We start from the raw sequence: 16,885 nt of genomic DNA on the forward strand, positions 1-16,885 counted from the left end.
GTGACTGTCTTCACCCAGCCCTGGAAATGGGTTCGTCTATCGCTGCTGGCCCTAGCGGTCGGCGTGCTGCTCTACCAGATCGCCTTGTTTCTGATGGTGCTTTGGTACAGTGTGATGCCGCCCAGGCTCACGCCTTTCATGGCGGCCGAACAGCGCGAACTGCGCGCCAGCGAACCGGACGCTCGGATACGCTACGAGTGGGTGCCCTACGATCAGATCAGCACCAACCTGAAACGCGCCGTCATTGCCTCCGAAGATGCCAACTTCATGCAGCATACCGGCGTAGAATGGGATGCCATACGCAAAGCCTGGGACTACAATCGTCGCCAGTCCGAAAAAGGCTCGGCGCGCCGCCGTGGCGGCTCCACCATTTCCCAGCAATTGGCCAAAAACCTGTTTCTGTCCGAATCGCGCAGCTATCTGCGCAAAGGCCAGGAGCTGATCCTGACCTATATGATAGAAGCGGTCATGAGCAAAGAACGCATCCTGGAGCTGTACCTGAATGTAGCCCAATGGGGCCAAGGCGTATTTGGCGCGCAGGCGGCCGCCCGCCACTATTACAAACAGGACGCCGCCCGAATCAGCGCGGTGCAGGCCGCACGGCTGGCCGGAATGCTGCCCAACCCGGCCTACTACGACCGCCGCCGCGACAGTTCCTACCTGCAATCACGCACGCGAACAATCAGCCAGCGCATGCGCCAGGCCGCCATCCCCTAAACATCCCTCACCCTCCTTTTCAGGGTGTCCACGCACGGCTTTTTTGTTAATCTAGCCACGTCTTTGCCACAACCCTATTTCATGCGCACCGCCCGCCGCTATCTTGCCTCCGAAATCTACCGCTCCAGCGCGGTCGTCCTGCTTGCCCTGCTGGGGCTGTTCACCTTTTTCGCCCTGATCGAAGAACTGGACAACGTAGGTTCCAAATTCTCCCTGGCCAGCCTGTTCTACATTCAGGCGCTGGAGCTGCCGACACGCCTGTACGATCTGCTGCCCATCGGCCTGCTGATCGGTGCCATCCTGGCCCTGGCCAGCCTGGCGCAACGCAACGAGCTGGTCATTCTGCGCGCCTCGGGAGTCAGCGGGATGCGCATGATGCTGATGCTCTGGACCGTCACGCTGCCGCTGGTGGCCGGTGCCTTCGTGCTCTCGGAATACGTCACGCCAATGGCCGAAGTCAAATCCAGCGAACAAGGCATGGCGCTGCTTGGCCGCTCCGGCGGCGGACGCCTGGACAGCGGCTACTGGTTCAAAGAAAACAAGCCTGACAATGGCATGCGCATCATCAACATCGCCAGTCTGCAAGGCAATGGCAATGTCGCCGACGTCAGCATCTACGACTTTATCGACGGCCAACGCCTGAGCACCGTCGCCCAGGCCCCCACAGGCGTATTCAACGGCAACGAACTGGTACTGACCGACGTGACCGAAACCCACCTGAGCGAACACTCCCACCAAGCGCTGGCCCAATTGCAAGCACCGGACCAGCCACTCGTGCGTATCGAGAAACGCCCAGAACTGGTGCTGCAAACGACCTTGACCCCCGATCGCCTGATTGCCCGCGTCGTCACACCCGAGCGCATGTCCATTCTGGACCTGAAGGACTACATCGACTACCTGCAAGCGAACAAGCTACAAACCAAACGCCAGGTCGTGGCCCTGTGGCGCAAGGTCGCCTACCCGTTTACGCTGTTGGTCATGATTACCATTGCCGCGCCCATCGGCTTCATGCAGACGCGCCACGGTGGCGTGGGCACCAAAGTATTTACCGGCATCTTGTTGGGCGTCGGGTTCTTCATGATCAATCAATTGGCCCTGAATGTGGCCATGCTCAGCGATCTGGCCCCCTGGGTCACCGCCCTGCTGCCCAATCTGATGGCGATGGCCCTGGCCCTGGGAGGACTTATCCTGATGGAAAACCGCCATAATCTGCGCCGTCGCCACTCCAGCGTCTCGAACTGAACCATGCCACTGTCTCACTCCGCTTCCATCTGGGCCATCGGCGACATTCAGGGTTGCTGCTCTTCTCTGGATACACTGCTGCGCCACCCCGATATTCAGGCCGATGCACAGGCCCATTTCTGGTTCGCCGGCGACCTGGTCAACCGGGGCCCGGATTCGGCCGGATCGCTACGCCGCATCCGCGCCTTGGGCAAACGCGCCACCTGCGTGCTGGGCAATCACGACATTCATTGTCTGGCTGTGGCGGCTGGCGTGCGCAAGAGCGGCAAGCATGACACGCTGACCGCACTGCTGGCCGAACCGGACGCACAGGAACTGCTGGACTGGTTGCGCCATCAACCCCTGGCACACTACGAGCACGGTCACCTGATGGTTCATGCGGGCGTACATCCATCCTGGAGTCCCGAGCAAACGCTGGAACACGCCAAGGAACTGGAGTCGCTGCTGCGCGCCGACGATTGGCGCGAACATATCGCCGAACTGTTCGGCAACGATCCCGATACCTGGCACGCCACCCTCAAAGGGCAATCACGCCGCCGCGCTATCGTCAGCACACTGACTCGCATGCGCATGTGCAGGGCCGACGGGGGTATGGATTTCAAACACAAGGGTGCTCCAGACCCCGAATCAGGACTGCTGCCCTGGTACGAGCTACCAGATCGGGTCAGCGCCGATATTCCTATTATTTTCGGCCACTGGTCCACTCTGGGCCTGATGAACACGCCTACCCTGCTCAGCCTGGACACCGGTTGCGTCTGGGGCCGGCAGCTTAGTGCCGTACGCCTGCAAGACCGGCGTCTGGTTCAGATCCATTGCCCGGAAAATCAGAAACCTGGCGAATAAAGCGGCGCTCGTGCTCAATCCGGGCAGACAACAGCCCGGATGCGGTCGCGCGCGTGCTGGGCGGTCACGCTGCGCCCCCACTGCGCACAGGCCTGCGCGGGCATCAGTTCCAGGAAATGGCAATGCACCTGGGCCCGGCGCGAACTGAGCAAAACCCAGATATTGCCGACCAGAGACTGTTCGCCCACGAACGCAAAGCGCTCCGTGCGACGCCCGTCCTGCTCGAACAACAAGGCCACAGGCTGTATGTCCACATGCAGGCCAATGGCCGCCTCGAACAGGCTGGCATGAAAGTTTTTGACATCCAAACCGGTCGACGTGGTGCCTTCAGGAAACAAGCCAACCGCATCGCCGCGCTGAAAACGGCTTTCCATCTGCTGGCCCACGATATGTACCGCGCGCCGCTGACCGCGCTCGATAAAAACGGTGCCCGCACCCGCCACCAGCCACCCTAAGATCGGCCAGCGACGGATCTCGCTCTTGGCGATGAACGAGGTCGGACGCACGCTGTTGAGCACGAAAATATCCAACCACGAGACATGATTGGACACATACAGCACCGCCCCGTCCCGTACGGCCTGCCCATGTTCAAAAACCTGAACACCGCAAATACGCATCAGAAGACGCGACATGCCCAGCACCAGCGCCCGCCGTCCGCCGGGGCGCAAGACCGGAAACGCCAGCCCCACCAGCAACAAACCTAACAATATCCACACAACCAGCGCCACGGCGCGCCAGGCAAAACGAAAAATAGTCAAAGGGCTTCAGCCTCGTGATTGGACTCAGGCGGGTGGCAGACTGTCCAGATAGCGCTGCAAAATAACATAAGCGGCCACCGCATCATCATCATCGTTATTTCCCAGCAAAGCCTGGGCTTCCATGCTGGAGCCGCGCTCGTCCACCAGCTCGACCGTAATCCCAAAACGGCCATGCAACTGATTGGCGAAACGCCGGCAACGAAGCGAAGCATACTGCTCCCCGCCTTCCGTGGTCAAAGGCAAACCTACCACCAGGCGGTCGGGCTGCCATTCATCGAGCAGCGCCTGAATAGCGGCAAAACGCTGTTCGCGCGTGACCGGCCGCAAAATAGAATACGGGCGGGCCTGACGTGTCAGGGTGTTGCCCAGCGCCACGCCGATTTTTTTCAGGCCATAGTCAAAGGCCAATATGGTTTCGGCCGCCGGCACGGACGTGCCGCAGTTGTGTTCAGGCATGGCCTGCATCGCCTGCAAGCATCAGCGGATCGATGCCCAGCAAGGCCAAGGCGCTGCCATAACGCTTTTCGACCGGCGTGGAAAACAGAATATCGTGGGTCGCCTTGACGTTCAGCCACGCATTGTCGGCCATCTCGCTTTCCAACTGCCCGGAACTCCAGCCGGCATAACCCAGGGTCACCAGCATATGCTGCGGCCCCTGACCATGCGCCACATCCTGCAACACATCTTTGGAAGTGGTCAGGGTCAGTTCTCCCACCGCCAAGCTGGATGTATAGGCTTTGTCCGAATCATGCAGGACAAATCCCCGGTCGGTCTGTACCGGCCCGCCGAAATAAACAATGGTGTCGGCCAGGTCTGTGCCCGCATCCACGGACACCTCGATACGCTCCATCAGCTCGGCCAGGCTCAGATCGGTAGGCCGGTTGATGACCAGGCCCAACGCGCCTTGCTCGTTATGCTCGCAGACATAGATGACCGTATCGGCCAGACTGCCCGACACCACGCCGGGCATGGCCAACAACAGATTGTGGGTCAGATTGGCGCTTTCCTGAACCAGAGGAGACTGACTTGTGGCGCTCATACGTACCTCCCGCCCAGGCAAACCACCTTGTCAAAGGGGCTGATCACACTTCGATCAGTTCGAAATCTTCCTTGCGCGCGCCGCATTCGGGACAGACCCAGTTCGGAGGCACATCTTCCCAACGCGTGCCGGGAGCAATCCCTTCCTCGGGCAGGCCCGCTTCTTCATCGTAAATCCAGCCGCAAATCAGGCACATCCACGTACGCATAACATCCCTACCGTATTTGTAAACATAGACCGATCCAGGTGCAAATCGGGGCAATCCATTAAAATGGGGTCAATATTACTAAACCCTGCGTCATCCGGGCCAAATAATTGGCACAGGGGCGCATCTGACATCAAATGGCTGCTGATCTCGAAAATTCAAGTACCGGTCTGACGCTGGTGCTGGCACCCTACGACCCCAGCGGCAGCGCCCACCTGCCGGCCGACGCCCTGACCGGTGCCCGTCTGGGTTGCCATGTCCTGAGCGTGCCCACGGCACTGTTGGTGCGCGATACCGCCCAACTGGAAAGCATTCAGCCGCTGTCCGAAGACACGGCCGACGACCAGGCCCGCTGCCTGCTCGAAGATGTCAACATCCAGGCCATCAAGTGCGGGCCCGTGTATAGCCCCGAAATGGCCAGCATGGTAGCCGGCCTGTGCGCCGACTATCCTGAACTGCCTCTGGTGCTGCATCTTAGCGCCATGCCCGCCGGCCTGGACGATATCGATGCCGAAGACGCCCTGGATGCCTGCCTGCGCCTGCTGCTGCCGCTCAGCGCGCTGCTGGTCGTCGATCACGCAAGTCTTGAACAATGGCAGGCGGACGGCATGCTCGAGGACGGCGAATCCGCCATTGCCGGGCTGCTGGGCGCGGGCGGACATGCCGTACTGTGCACCGGCGCGCCAGGCGCAGCCGGACAGTGGCACTTCCTGTTTCACGGGCACCACGGACAGCTCTCCTACACCCTGCCCAGGGACTCCAACCTGCGCCAACAAGATCTGGACAGCCTGCTGGCCGCTGCCTGCGCGTGCCGTCTGGCCCAAGGCATGGAACTGGACAGCGCGCTAGAATCGGCATTGAATCACTTGCAAGATCGCTTGCAAGACACTTTTCAGCCCGGCATGGGCCATCGCCTGTTCAACCACGCCACCAATCGCCATGACTGACACCACGCCACTGCGCTTTCCGGCCGGCCTGTACGGCATCACTCCCGACTGGGACGACACCCCACGCCTGTTGCGCGCCGTGCAAGCCGCGCACGATGGTGGCCTGAAGGTGCTGCAATTTCGCCGCAAGAAGGGCGACAAGCAAGCCCTGCGGCAACAACTGACCCAACTGGCCGAGCTATGCGCCTCGCTGGCCCTGCCGCTGCTGATCAACGATCACTGGGCCTGGGCCTTGCAGTACCCTGTTCAGGGAGCCCATCTGGGCAAGGACGATGGCGACCTGATCCAGGCTCGTCATACCCTAGGCCAGCACGCCCTGTTGGGGCGTTCGTGCTACAACAGTATCGCGCTGGCCCGCCAGGCGCTGGACCAAGGAGCCGACTACATCGCCTTCGGGGCCATGTTTCCGTCCAGCGTCAAGCCCGATGCGCCCCGCGCCGAACTGGACACACTGCGCCAGGCCCGCCTGCTATGCCAGGATCAGAGCCGCAGCAAACGTGCCGCCGTGGTCGCCATTGGAGGCATCACGCCCGACAACGCCGCCGCACTTATACACGCCGGGGTGGACAGCGTGGCGGTCATCAGCAGCCTGTTCGACACGCCCGATGTACGTGCCACCGCACAACGCTTTACCGATCTTTTCCGAGCCCAGGCCCAGCACTGACTGACCCGCCTGCCACGACCCAACCGCTTCAACCGTCTGGATTTCTGCCTCATGTCCCGTAACACGCAACTTTTCGAACGTGCCTGCGAATTCATTCCCGGTGGCGTCAATTCGCCCGTCCGCGCCTTCGGCTCGGTCGGCGGCACGCCTTGCTTCATCGAACGCGCCCAGGGCCCCTATATCTGGGATGCGGATGGCCGCCAGTACACCGACTACGTCGGCTCGTGGGGCCCGGCCATCCTGGGCCATGCCGACCCCGACGTGGTCAAAGCCGTTCAGGACACCGCCGTGCACGGCCTGTCTTTCGGCGCACCCACCGAAGGCGAAGTCGTCCTGGCCGAAACCATTACCCGCCTGCTGCCTTCCATCGAGCAAGTGCGCCTGGTCAGCTCCGGCACCGAAGCCACCATGAGCGCCATCCGACTGGCGCGCGGCTACACCGGCCGTAAAACCATCATCAAATTCGAGGGCTGCTACCACGGCCATGCCGACAGCCTGCTGGTCAAGGCCGGCTCGGGCCTGCTGACCTTCGGCAACCCCACCTCCGCCGGCGTGCCCGACGAATTCGTGGCCCACACCCTGGTACTGGACTACAACAAGCTGGACGCCGTACGCGCCGCCTTCGAGCAAAAAGGCCAGGACATCGCCTGCATTATCGTCGAACCCTTTGCCGGCAATATGAACCTGGTGCGGCCTGCGCCCGGCTTTCTGGAAGGCCTGCGCGAACTGTGTACTCAGTACGGAGCCGTGCTGATTTTTGACGAGGTCATGACCGGCTTTCGCGTCGGCCCGCAAGGCGCGCAAGGCCTGACCGGCGTACGTCCCGACCTGACCACGCTGGCCAAGGTCATCGGCGGCGGCATGCCGGTGGGAGCCTTCGGCGGACGACGCGAGATCATGCAATGCGTGGCACCGGTGGGCGGCGTCTACCAGGCAGGCACGCTGTCCGGCAACCCGGTGGCCGTGGCCGCCGGTCTGGCCACCCTGAAAAAACTGGGACAGCCCGGTTTCTACGACACCCTGTATGCCAACACTGCGCGCCTGATTGATGGCCTGCGGGCGGCGGCACGCGAGGCGGGCGTGGCATTTTCCGCCGATCACCAAGGCGGATTGTTCGGCATCTACTTCAGCGAGCAGATCCCCACCTCCCTGGCCGAGGTATCGGCAGGCGACATCGAACGCTTCAAGCACTTTTTCCACGCCATGCTGGACAAGGGTGTGTACTTCGCGCCGTCTGCCTTTGAAGCCGGCTTCGTCTCGGTCACGCACACCCCGGACGTCATAGACGCCACCATCCAAGCCGCGCGCGAGGTCTTCGCCACGTTCAAGAACTAAGGGTCTCGGTAGGCAGTCTCCCCCCAACGACCTGGCCGGGCTGACGGCGCCGCATTAAAAAAGGCTCTGCGAAGCATTCCGGGAGCCAATTTACCCGGTCGATGAAGCATTGGTTTTTTGAATACGCCATTCAAGGCGCAGCACACTCGGACGAGTTGATGCGCCTTGAACAACTCAAAACACCGATGGCATAGCCCCGGCTATACATAGCCATACCCAACCGACCATTGAGCGTATGGCTGATATCTTGTACGGCGTACGCGGACGCCCCGCCGTTTGGGTCAAGCACAGCTGTGCTGTTCTCGCCAGGCCGACCCTAGCAGGCCGGCAGGCGAGTCAGTGCCTTCGCCGCAGGCGGGGTGCCGGGGCGGGAAGCAAGGAGCGTGCTGTTCGAGCAGGACGCGTGTGATTCGTCCAGTGGACGAATCACCCTGCGAGTTCACGCTCCGCCCGCCCCGGCATCCTGACCAGGGAATCCGCGCATAGCGCGGGCGAAGGAACCCGCCAAGCCGGCCTGCTAGGGTCGGCCTGGCGAGAACCCAGGTTGCTGTCCGCTTGGCCTAAACGGGCCAAGCAATGCAAAGGAACCCCGCCCTCAGCCCTGCGCCATCTGACGCAGTAAAAAGCGCTGCAACTTGCCAGTCTCGGTACGTGGCAACTGAGCAACGAATTCGATGGCACGCGGATACTTATAAGGCGCGGCATTCTCCTTCACAAAATCCTGCAACTGCTTGCACAGCTCCGGACTGCCGACAAAACCGGGTTTCAACACGATAAACGCCTTGACCACCTGGCCTCGTTCGGGATCGGGCGCGCCCACCACGCCGCACTCAGCCACTGCCTCATGCTTGAGCAAGGTTCCCTCGACCTCTGGGCCGGCAATGTTGTAGCCCGAAGATACAATCATGTCGTCATTACGGGCCTGGTAATACAGGTATCCGTCCTCGTCCATCTTGAACGTGTCGCCCGGGAAGTTCCACCCGCCCTGAACAAACTGCTTTTGCCGCTCATCGTTCAGGTACTTGCAGCCGGTCGGCCCTTTGACGGCCAAACGCCCCACCGTGCCCACCGGCACGGGATTCAGGTCATCGTCCAAAATAGCAGCCACATAGCCGGGCACCACCTTGCCGATCGCGCCGGGTCGCACCTGTTCAGGCGGGCTGGAGACATAGACGTGAATCATTTCCGTGCCGCCTATGCCATCGGTCATCTCGATGCCGCTGGCTTGCTTCCACAGTTGACGCGTGGCATCGGGCAAGGCCTCGCCCGCCGATACACTGGCGCGCAGGCTGCTCAAAGAATAACGCCCCACCAACGCAGCCATCTGCCGATAAAAGGTTGGCGCGGTAAAGCTCATGGTGACCTTGAAGCGATCCACTGCCGCCAACAGGTCAGACGGGGTCAGGCGCTCCAACAACACGGACGATGCCCCTGCCCGCAAAGGAAAGCACAACAGACCGCCCAGACCAAACGTAAACGCCAGGGGGGGAGTGCCACACACCACATCGTCAGGCGTCAGACGCAGAATATGGCGCGAAAAAGTGTCGCACATGGCCAGCACGTCGCGATGAAAGTGCATGCAGCCCTTGGGCTGACCCGTGGTGCCGCTGGTAAACGCAATCAGGCACACGTCGTCGCCCGCCGTATCGCAAGCCACAAAATCCACCGGTTTGTCGCGCAAAAGCGCCTCCAGCCCAGTCTGGCCATCATCGTTAAAACACAGCAGTTGTTCCAGACCCGGCGCATACGAGTCGTGCTGCGCATCCATGCAATGATCCAGCTCCTCGCGCAAGCGAACATCACACAAGGCCGCCTGAACCTGAGCTTTATCCAGGATGGTCTTCAATTCCACGGCCCGCAGCAAAGGCATGGTCGGCACGGTCACCAGACCTGCCTTGATGCTGGCCAGCCAACAGGCCGCCATCATAGGATTGTTCGGGCCGCGCAGCAAAATGCGATTGCCCGGCACCAACTTCATATCCTGCGTCAGAACATGAGCAATCCGGTTGGTCAACGCATCAAGTTCGGCATAGCTCATGCTGGCGTCTTGCTCGCCTTGCGACCAGCGCAAAGCCACACGATCGCCGTGCCCGGCCGCCACCTGGTCGCTCAGCAAGGCCGAAGCGCAATTAAACCGGGCCGGATAGTCCACATCGGGATTGCCCTCGATCAGCAACTGCGGCCACCATTGAGGCGGCGGCAGATTATCGCGAGCAAAAGTATCCATATGCGCCGAACGCTCCATCCTGTTCTCCTGCGTGTGTTGCGCCCCGCTCGGGCGTAGATCGGGGTCAAGCGGCGCGCATCGCCGTTTGCCCTGCAATCTATATTGTTTAGTTCTAAACTATATTAGCAAAAAAAAACATCAGCGCCACTGCCTGCCCGTACGGGTTATCCGCAGTAGCGCAGCATCCGCAAGACCTATTGAAGCGCGCCGCCAAGCATGCCAAAGCTCTTCTTTGAACGCGGACACCAAATAAACGACCGTCGTTTGTAAAAATAAACAGTCGCCAAATTACCGTGAAATTTTCAATTAAGAAAATAATAAAAAGTGTATTCACTATGAAACAAAACAGAACGCCCTCAGAGTCGTGGTCCAGGGCATCCGGTCGCATCCATACGTCCACTGATGCATGATACTTGAAGCAAATAGTCCCTTGATTTTATCGACCTTATCGGGCACAGGCCGTCAGACCCGACAGACATTTTTTGTAAATTGACGGAACTTATAAACTAATTACCAGCATTTGATTTTATTTGGTTTTATTTGTCACGCTACGAGGCCTGACATCTCGTTTTTGGAATATTATTAATTTAAACTTAAAAACGAATTTACTTTGATCTGCCGCAATGTCAAACTTGCAGGCATCCACCTAAAATGACCCACAAGCTAACCCAGCTTACTTTTGGCTGCGGTCTGCGTCCTTCAAAGCTAAAAATTTTGGACATGCACCATTAAGGCCAGCTATCTATGATCATGAACGATATCCCCGCTTCCGCCGTCGCCGATGCCGCCCCCGACCTGGAGAGCCGCGCCAATAGCGACGATCACTTCGACGTACGCCTGTGGCTGCGCCTGATGGCCTGCACCAACCTGGTCGAAGGCGAAATCCGCAGCCGTCTGCGCACCGAGCACCAGACCACCCTGCCCCGCTTTGACCTGATGGCCCAGCTGCAACGTCAGCCCGCCGGCATGAAAATGAGCGAATTATCGCGTCATCTCATGGTCACCAACGGCAATATCACCGGCATTACCGATCAACTCGAAAAGGAAGGCTTGGTCGAACGCCTGAAAGTGGCCACCGACCGCCGCAGCTCCCTGATCCGCCTGACGCCCAAGGGCAAGCGTCAGTTCCGCAAGATGGCCGCTTCGCACGAACAATGGCTGCAGGACATGTTTGCCGATCTGTCCGAAAAGGCACGCAGAAACCTGTTCGAGGCCCTGGGTGAACTCAAACTCATCGCCCGCAACAACGTGTCCATAGCCGCCCGCCAGAACTGAGCCGGCCCACTCCCGAACGTCTATCCGCCAGGCGGCCAAAGCAAGTATCATTATTCTTTTGAGCCGCCTTTAACCTTGTTTTCCGGATAGCGTCATGGCCGTCAATCTGTTCATCCCTTCCGAGTCCGACATCCACCCCGTCGCCGGCGTAAAAATCGGCATTGCCCAAGCCGGCATTCGCAAGGCCAACCGACGCGATCTGACCGTCTTCGAACTGGCACCCGGCACCAGCGTGGCCGGCGTATTCACCACCAATCGTTTCCGCGCCGCGCCCGTGCAAGTGTGCGAGGCCCACCTGGCTACCCACGACGGTATTGCCGCCCTGGTCATCAACACCGGCAACGCCAATGCCGGCACCGGCGAACCAGGTCTGGCCGATGCGCGCCGCACCTGCACCGAGCTGGCCAAGCTGCTGGGCCTGCGTCCACAACAAGTGCTGCCATTCTCGACCGGCGTCATCCTGGAACCGCTGCCTATGGACCGGCTGCTGGCCGGCTTGCCCCAGGCCGTCGCAGACCTGCAGGCCAATAACTGGTTCAACGCCGCACACAGCATCATGACCACGGATACGCTGCCCAAGATCGTATCCAAACAGATTACCCTGGACGGCAAGACCATTACCCTGACCGGCGTCAGTAAAGGGGCCGGCATGATACGCCCCAATATGGCCACCATGCTGGGCTTTCTGGCCACCGACGCGGGCATCGCCCCCGCGCTGCTCAAAGATATGTGCCGCATTGCCGCCGACCGCTCTTTCAATCGCGTTACCGTAGACGGCGATACCTCCACCAACGATTCCTTCATCATCATGGCCACCGGCCAGAGCGGCGTGCAGGTCGATTCCATTGCCGACCCCAACTACAACACGCTGCTCGATGCGCTGGTGGATGCATCGCGCGAACTGGCCCAGAAAATCGTGCGCGATGCCGAAGGCGCTACCAAGTTCATGACTGTGCAGGTCGAGGATGCCGGCTCGTCTGACGAAGCCCTCAAGGTGGCCTATGCCATCGCGCACTCCCCCCTGGTCAAAACCGCCTTTTTTGCCTCCGACCCAAATCTGGGCCGCATTCTGTGCGCCATCGGCTACGCGGGGATTGCCGACCTGGACGTCTCCAAACTGCGCCTGTGGCTGGGCGATGTACTGGTCGCCCACAGCGGTGGCCGCAATCCGGACTACCGGGAAGAGGACGGCCAACGCGTCATGCAGGAAGCTGAAATTCTGGTGCGTGTTTCGCTGGGGCGCGGACAAGCGACCGAAACGGTCTATACCTGCGACTTCTCGCACGAGTACGTTACCATCAACGCCGACTACCGCTCCTGATCAAACAACAGGCCCCGCCGGAAAACACCGACGGGGCCTGCGCATATCCAAGGCCCGGACCCGTTCCGGGCCTTGTCTATTTGGCCATTCCCTTGACCAGGGAAATTACGGCCAGAATCAAGAATACAAAGAACAAGATCTTGGCAATCGAGGCAGCGCCTGCGGCAATGCCACCAAAACCCAGGACAGCGGCCACAATAGCCACAATAAAAAAGACAAGAGCGTAATAAAGCATAGGACTCTCCTGATGACAGCCGCCCCAAAAAGCGAGCCTTTAACACAGGTACCCTGCGCCCTATCCAGACGTTGCCGGACGGGTGCCGACGACAACGCTAACGGTCATACTTGTCGTAAAAATCCCTGACCTCACGCTCGGCTTCTTCCCGGGTACGTCCATAGCGTTCCTGCACCAGCCCGGCCAGTTGCTGGGCATCGCCCTTGACCTTGGCCAGATCATCGTCGGTCAGTTCGCCCCAGACGGATTTTGCCTTGCCGGTCAACTGTTTCCATTTGCCTTCGATCGTGTCTTTATTCATACTGGCTCCTTATGTAAAGGTTCAGAAATAATGACTTACGCTCAGCGAACGCACCTTTACCGTAGCCAATCGCATCGGCCAAGACGCCACCGAATGCCAGGAAACATAAACAGATGTTACAGCACAAGGCGTACGGCCCCTCGTTAACAAGACCTAAATATCGCTACCTGACTGTGCAGCAGGCCCCGACCACCGCCTGCGATGCGTAACCAACAGATGCGAAATGCAGACAAGACTGGACCCAAGCCATTGACGACAAAGCCTTTTTGACCTATATTCTTTTGCTTGGCATTTTGTTTGCCAAGTTATTGTCAACGATTGCCGGTTTTTGGCAGGCTGCTCTTGCAGTTCAGCCAGGCGCAATGCGCCCGGAAACCGGATCGAATCTCTAAGGGACTCCCTATGTACGCGGTTATAAAAACCGGCGGTAAGCAATATCGCGTTACTGCTGGCCAAAAACTCAAGATAGAACAGATACCGGCTGACATTGGGCAAGAAATCTCGCTCGACCAGGTCCTATCCGTAGGCGAAGGCGAAGCACTGAAGATCGGTGCTCCTTTCGTCGAAGGCGCCGTGGTTAAAGCAACCGTTCTTGCGCAAGGCCGTCACGACAAAGTGAAAATCTTCAAAATGCGTCGTCGCAAGCACTACCGCAAAACGCAAGGCCATCGTCAAAACTACACCGAAATCCGTATCGAGGCTGTCAACGGCTAAGCCGTTGCACCGAACGAATCAGGTAATTTCTTCATCAAGGAGCTAAAACATGGCACAGAAGAAAGGCGGCGGCTCTACGCGGAACGGCCGTGACTCACAGGCCAAACGACTGGGCGTAAAAGTTTACGGCGGTCAGGAAATTCTGGCTGGCGGCATCATTGTCCGTCAGCGCGGCACTCAGTTTCACCCCGGCGTGAACGTGGGCATTGGCAAAGACCACACCCTGTTCTCCCTGGTCGATGGCAAAGTCAAATTTTCCATCACCGGTGCACTGAACAAGCGTACCGTTTCGGTCGTTTCTGCCGAATAAGCACTCGCGTCTCGCGTAGCTGCCAGAAAGCCCTGCCGCATGCGGCAGGGCTTTTTTTGTGATCAGCCCCCACCCCGCGTACCGGCGGCACACCCCTGCCACCGCAAAATCCACGCCTACGCATCAGCCGACACGTGCAGCGCGGCGTCCAATCTCCTATACACTGAACAGTTAGTGTTTTTTGTTTAAAATGGTCGGGATACGGCCCGCCGGACATCCATCGGCTGTGCGCCCATCGACCCATACAACACCCATCATCATGAAATTCGTAGACGAAGCCACCATTGAAGTCATCGCAGGCAAAGGCGGAAATGGCGTGGCCAGCTTCCGCCGGGAAAAATTCATCGAAAAAGGCGGGCCGGACGGTGGCGACGGCGGTCGGGGCGGCAGCATCTATGCCATCGCAGACCGCAACGTCAACACCCTGATCGACTACCGTTACGCCCGCCTGCATCGCGCCCGCAATGGCGAAAACGGTCGTGGCTCGGACCAATATGGCGCAGCCGGACCGGACATCGAGCTACGCGTGCCTGTGGGCACCATGGTATTTGACGCGGAAACCGGCGAACAACTGCACGATCTGAAACGCCACGGCGAGCGCATCACCCTGGCCCAGGGCGGTCAAGGCGGCATGGGCAATCTGCACTTCAAATCCAGCGTGAACCGCGCGCCACGCCAGTTTACCTATGGCAAAGAAGGCGAACAGCGCAAGCTGCGTCTGGAGCTGAAAGTGCTGGCCGACGTGGGCCTGTTGGGCATGCCCAACGCCGGCAAGTCCACCTTCATCAGCCGCGTCTCCAACGCCCGTCCGCGCATCGCCGACTACCCGTTTACCACCTTGCACCCCAACCTGGGCGTGGTGCGTTCGTCCGAATCGCGCAGTTTCGTCGTGGCTGATATTCCCGGCCTGATCGAAGGCGCTTCGGAAGGTGCGGGGCTGGGCCACCTGTTTCTGCGCCACCTGACGCGCACCCGTATCCTGCTGCACATTCTGGATGTATCCAGCCTGGACCCGGATGTGGACGTAGTAGAAAAAGTCGTCGCCGAAGCCCGCGCCATCGTCGAGGAACTGCGCCTGTACAGCGAAGAGCTCTATGCCAAGCCGCGCTGGCTGGTGCTTAACAAGCTGGACATGGTCGATGACCCCGAGGCCCTGAAAGCCCGCCTGCTTAAAGAACTGGACTGGAACGGTCCGGTGTTCGGCATCTCCGCCCTGACAGGCGAAGGCACGCAGGAGCTAGTGTGGCAATTGCAATCCTGGCTGGACGCCGAAACCCGCAAGGAACACATCGAACAGGACAAGGCCGACGGCACCCACGTGTACGACGACCCGCGCTTCGCCCCGGACCAGGACTAGGCAGTCCGGCGGCTTGCTGCGCCGGCACTGGAACGCCGGCGCACACATACACGCACCGGAACCAGCGGCCAGCCTGCCGTCCATCCGGTCTTCCCTCTTTTCCACGCTAACCGACAGATCTCAGGCTCATCATGCAGCTTTCCCCTCACTCCGAGTCCGCCGTCGCCCAGTCGCGACGCCTGGTCGTCAAAGTGGGCTCGTCCCTGGTCACCAACGAAGGCAAAGGCATCGCCCTTGACGCCGTTGAACAGTGGGCCACCCAGATCGCCAGCCTGCACGCGCAAGGCAAGCAATTGGTGCTGGTCTCCAGCGGCGCCATCGCCGAAGGCATGGCCCGCCTGGGCTGGCCGCGCCGGCCCAAAGCGATGAACGAGTTGCAGGCCGCCGCCGCTGTGGGGCAAATGGGCCTGATCCAAGCCTACGAAGTGGCTTTTGCACGGCACGGCGTGCGCACCGCGCAGATTCTGCTGACGCACGAAGACCTGGCCGACCGGCACCGTTACCTGAACGCGCGCAGCACCATCAATACGCTGCTGGACCTGGGCGTGGTGCCCATCGTCAACGAGAACGACACCGTGGTCACCGACGAAATCCGCGTGGGCGACAACGACACGCTGGGCGCGCTGGTCACCAATCTGATCGAAGCCGAAACCCTGATCATCCTGACCGATCAGGCCGGACTGTACAGCGCCGATCCACGCCGTAATCCCGAGGCCGAGTTTATTTCTTTGGCCCAGGCCGGCGACCCTACCCTGGAAGCGATGGCAGGCGGATCGGGTAGCCTGGTCGGCACGGGCGGCATGATCACCAAGATTCTGGCCGCCAAGCGGGCCGCCAACAGCGGTGGTCACACCATCATCGCCTCGGGCCGCGAAACCGACGTGCTGACCCGTCTGGCCCAAGGCGAGCGCATCGGGACCGAATTGCGCGCCATGCTGCCGGTGCGCTCGGCACGCCAGCGCTGGCTGGTGGATCACCTGCGGGTGCGGGGCCGCGTCTCGCTGGACGACGGCGCGGTGCGCGCCCTGACCGAGGGCCACAAAAGCCTGCTGCCGGTAGGCGTCACCCACGTGGAAGGCGAATTCGATCGGGGCGATGTGGTCGCCTGCGTGGATCGCCACGGGGTGGAATACGCACGCGGCCTGATCAACTATTCGTCCGACGACACGCGGCGCATCATGGGCCAGCCCAGCCATCTGATCAACGAATTGCTGGGCGGTGCCAACGATACCGAACTGATGCATCGCAACAACATGGTATTGCCCCACTGGGCAAACGAAACCGACTGAACTGCGCCAGATCATGGCACGGGTGTTTTCAACGCTGGCCGGACACCGGCGACCTTGACCCGCCTGGGGCGCGCCTGTTGAAATAGACCCGCAAAACGTATCGAAT

General features: G+C 60.2%; 19 protein-coding genes. 12 read left to right on the plus strand and 7 right to left on the minus strand.

The window, feature by feature from the left end; genetic code table 11:
- The 3 genes from mtgA (at position 1) to AADW57_RS15180 (ending at position 2,802) form a co-directional block, all read left to right on the plus strand.
- Positions 1 to 717 (plus strand): monofunctional biosynthetic peptidoglycan transglycosylase, encoded by a 717-nt coding sequence (gene mtgA, locus AADW57_RS15170; RefSeq protein ID WP_341667719.1) that lies wholly within the window; start codon positions 1 to 3, stop codon positions 715 to 717.
- An 81-nt stretch (positions 718 to 798) separates the two neighbouring features.
- Positions 799 to 1,959: an LPS export ABC transporter permease LptG gene (gene lptG, locus AADW57_RS15175; protein ID WP_341667720.1), complete on the plus strand. Its 1,161-nt coding sequence runs from the start codon at positions 799 to 801 to the stop codon at positions 1,957 to 1,959.
- 3 nt (positions 1,960 to 1,962) lie between these two features.
- Complete coding sequence (locus AADW57_RS15180; RefSeq protein ID WP_341667721.1) at positions 1,963 to 2,802, plus strand: symmetrical bis(5'-nucleosyl)-tetraphosphatase; 840 nt, start codon at positions 1,963 to 1,965, stop codon at positions 2,800 to 2,802.
- A gap of 14 nt (positions 2,803 to 2,816) precedes the next feature.
- Here AADW57_RS15180 and AADW57_RS15185 read toward each other — a convergent pair whose 3' ends face one another.
- The 4 genes from AADW57_RS15185 to AADW57_RS15200 are packed head-to-tail and all read right to left on the minus strand — an operon-like array spanning position 2,817 to position 4,807.
- Positions 2,817 to 3,560, minus strand: a complete 744-nt coding sequence (locus AADW57_RS15185; protein ID WP_341667722.1) for a lysophospholipid acyltransferase family protein — start codon at positions 3,558 to 3,560, stop codon at positions 2,817 to 2,819.
- A gap of 24 nt (positions 3,561 to 3,584) precedes the next feature.
- On the minus strand, positions 3,585 to 4,025 hold the full coding sequence (gene ruvX / locus AADW57_RS15190; RefSeq protein WP_445819154.1) for a Holliday junction resolvase RuvX: 441 nt from the start codon (positions 4,023 to 4,025) through the stop codon (positions 3,585 to 3,587).
- Positions 4,009 to 4,599, minus strand: a complete 591-nt coding sequence (locus AADW57_RS15195; protein WP_341667724.1) for a YqgE/AlgH family protein — start codon at positions 4,597 to 4,599, stop codon at positions 4,009 to 4,011. The genes ruvX and AADW57_RS15195 overlap by 17 nt, the downstream gene beginning before the upstream one ends.
- A gap of 43 nt (positions 4,600 to 4,642) precedes the next feature.
- Complete coding sequence (locus AADW57_RS15200) at positions 4,643 to 4,807, minus strand: rubredoxin (RefSeq protein ID WP_102068856.1); 165 nt, start codon at positions 4,805 to 4,807, stop codon at positions 4,643 to 4,645.
- 134 nt (positions 4,808 to 4,941) lie between these two features.
- Between AADW57_RS15200 and AADW57_RS15205 the strand changes: the two genes are divergently transcribed.
- From AADW57_RS15205 to hemL, 3 genes are read left to right on the plus strand one after another with little or no spacing between them, the layout of a single operon-like run.
- Complete coding sequence (locus AADW57_RS15205) at positions 4,942 to 5,751, plus strand: bifunctional hydroxymethylpyrimidine kinase/phosphomethylpyrimidine kinase (protein WP_341667725.1); 810 nt, start codon at positions 4,942 to 4,944, stop codon at positions 5,749 to 5,751.
- Positions 5,744 to 6,415 carry a thiamine phosphate synthase gene (gene thiE, locus AADW57_RS15210; RefSeq protein ID WP_341667726.1) on the plus strand — a complete coding sequence of 224 codons (672 nt, stop codon included), beginning with the start codon at positions 5,744 to 5,746 and terminating at the stop codon, positions 6,413 to 6,415. Before AADW57_RS15205 ends, thiE begins: the two co-directional genes overlap by 8 nt.
- 51 nt (positions 6,416 to 6,466) lie before the next feature.
- The gene (hemL, locus tag AADW57_RS15215) at positions 6,467 to 7,750 is read left to right on the plus strand and encodes a glutamate-1-semialdehyde 2,1-aminomutase (protein ID WP_341667727.1); all 1,284 of its coding nucleotides are present in this window, start codon (positions 6,467 to 6,469) and stop codon (positions 7,748 to 7,750) included.
- A gap of 595 nt (positions 7,751 to 8,345) precedes the next feature.
- On the opposite strand, the gene AADW57_RS15220 is transcribed toward hemL, so the two are convergent.
- Entirely contained in the window at positions 8,346 to 9,995 is a 1,650-nt protein-coding gene (locus AADW57_RS15220; RefSeq protein ID WP_341667728.1) for an AMP-binding protein, read from the minus strand.
- A gap of 726 nt (positions 9,996 to 10,721) precedes the next feature.
- On the opposite strand from AADW57_RS15220, the gene AADW57_RS15225 reads away from it, so the two are divergent.
- Both AADW57_RS15225 and argJ read left to right on the plus strand, forming a co-directional pair.
- Positions 10,722 to 11,252 carry a MarR family winged helix-turn-helix transcriptional regulator gene (locus AADW57_RS15225; RefSeq protein WP_341667729.1) on the plus strand — a complete coding sequence of 177 codons (531 nt, stop codon included), beginning with the start codon at positions 10,722 to 10,724 and terminating at the stop codon, positions 11,250 to 11,252.
- A 94-nt stretch (positions 11,253 to 11,346) separates the two neighbouring features.
- Positions 11,347 to 12,573, plus strand: a complete 1,227-nt coding sequence (argJ, locus tag AADW57_RS15230; protein ID WP_341667730.1) for a bifunctional glutamate N-acetyltransferase/amino-acid acetyltransferase ArgJ — start codon at positions 11,347 to 11,349, stop codon at positions 12,571 to 12,573.
- A gap of 76 nt (positions 12,574 to 12,649) precedes the next feature.
- Here the strand turns inward: argJ and AADW57_RS15235 are convergent, their stop codons facing one another.
- Together AADW57_RS15235 and AADW57_RS15240 are read right to left on the minus strand one after the other, a co-directional pair.
- Positions 12,650 to 12,808, minus strand: a complete 159-nt coding sequence (locus tag AADW57_RS15235) for a DUF1328 domain-containing protein (RefSeq protein ID WP_341667731.1) — start codon at positions 12,806 to 12,808, stop codon at positions 12,650 to 12,652.
- Positions 12,809 to 12,905: 97 nt separating this feature from the next.
- Positions 12,906 to 13,109 carry a CsbD family protein gene (locus tag AADW57_RS15240; RefSeq protein ID WP_341667732.1) on the minus strand — a complete coding sequence of 68 codons (204 nt, stop codon included), beginning with the start codon at positions 13,107 to 13,109 and terminating at the stop codon, positions 12,906 to 12,908.
- A gap of 402 nt (positions 13,110 to 13,511) precedes the next feature.
- Here AADW57_RS15240 and rplU point away from each other — a divergent pair, with 402 nt between their 5' ends.
- The 4 genes from rplU to proB all read left to right on the plus strand — a co-directional run bounded on the left by rplU (position 13,512) and on the right by proB (position 16,779).
- Positions 13,512 to 13,823, plus strand: coding sequence for a 50S ribosomal protein L21 (gene rplU / locus AADW57_RS15245; RefSeq protein WP_341667733.1), 312 nt, complete (start codon positions 13,512 to 13,514; stop codon positions 13,821 to 13,823).
- A gap of 49 nt (positions 13,824 to 13,872) precedes the next feature.
- On the plus strand, positions 13,873 to 14,133 hold the full coding sequence (gene rpmA / locus AADW57_RS15250) for a 50S ribosomal protein L27 (RefSeq protein ID WP_341667735.1): 261 nt from the start codon (positions 13,873 to 13,875) through the stop codon (positions 14,131 to 14,133).
- A 259-nt stretch (positions 14,134 to 14,392) separates the two neighbouring features.
- Entirely contained in the window at positions 14,393 to 15,490 is a 1,098-nt protein-coding gene (gene obgE / locus AADW57_RS15255) for a GTPase ObgE (RefSeq protein WP_341667736.1), read from the plus strand.
- Positions 15,491 to 15,621: 131 nt separating this feature from the next.
- A complete protein-coding gene (proB, locus tag AADW57_RS15260) occupies positions 15,622 to 16,779 on the plus strand; it encodes a glutamate 5-kinase (RefSeq protein WP_341667737.1) in 1,158 nt (385 codons plus the stop codon).
- Positions 16,780 to 16,885 lie beyond the last annotated feature (106 nt).

This window comes from Alcaligenes sp. SDU_A2, assembly GCF_038237375.1.
Lineage (GTDB): Bacteria > Pseudomonadota > Gammaproteobacteria > Burkholderiales > Burkholderiaceae_B > Alcaligenes.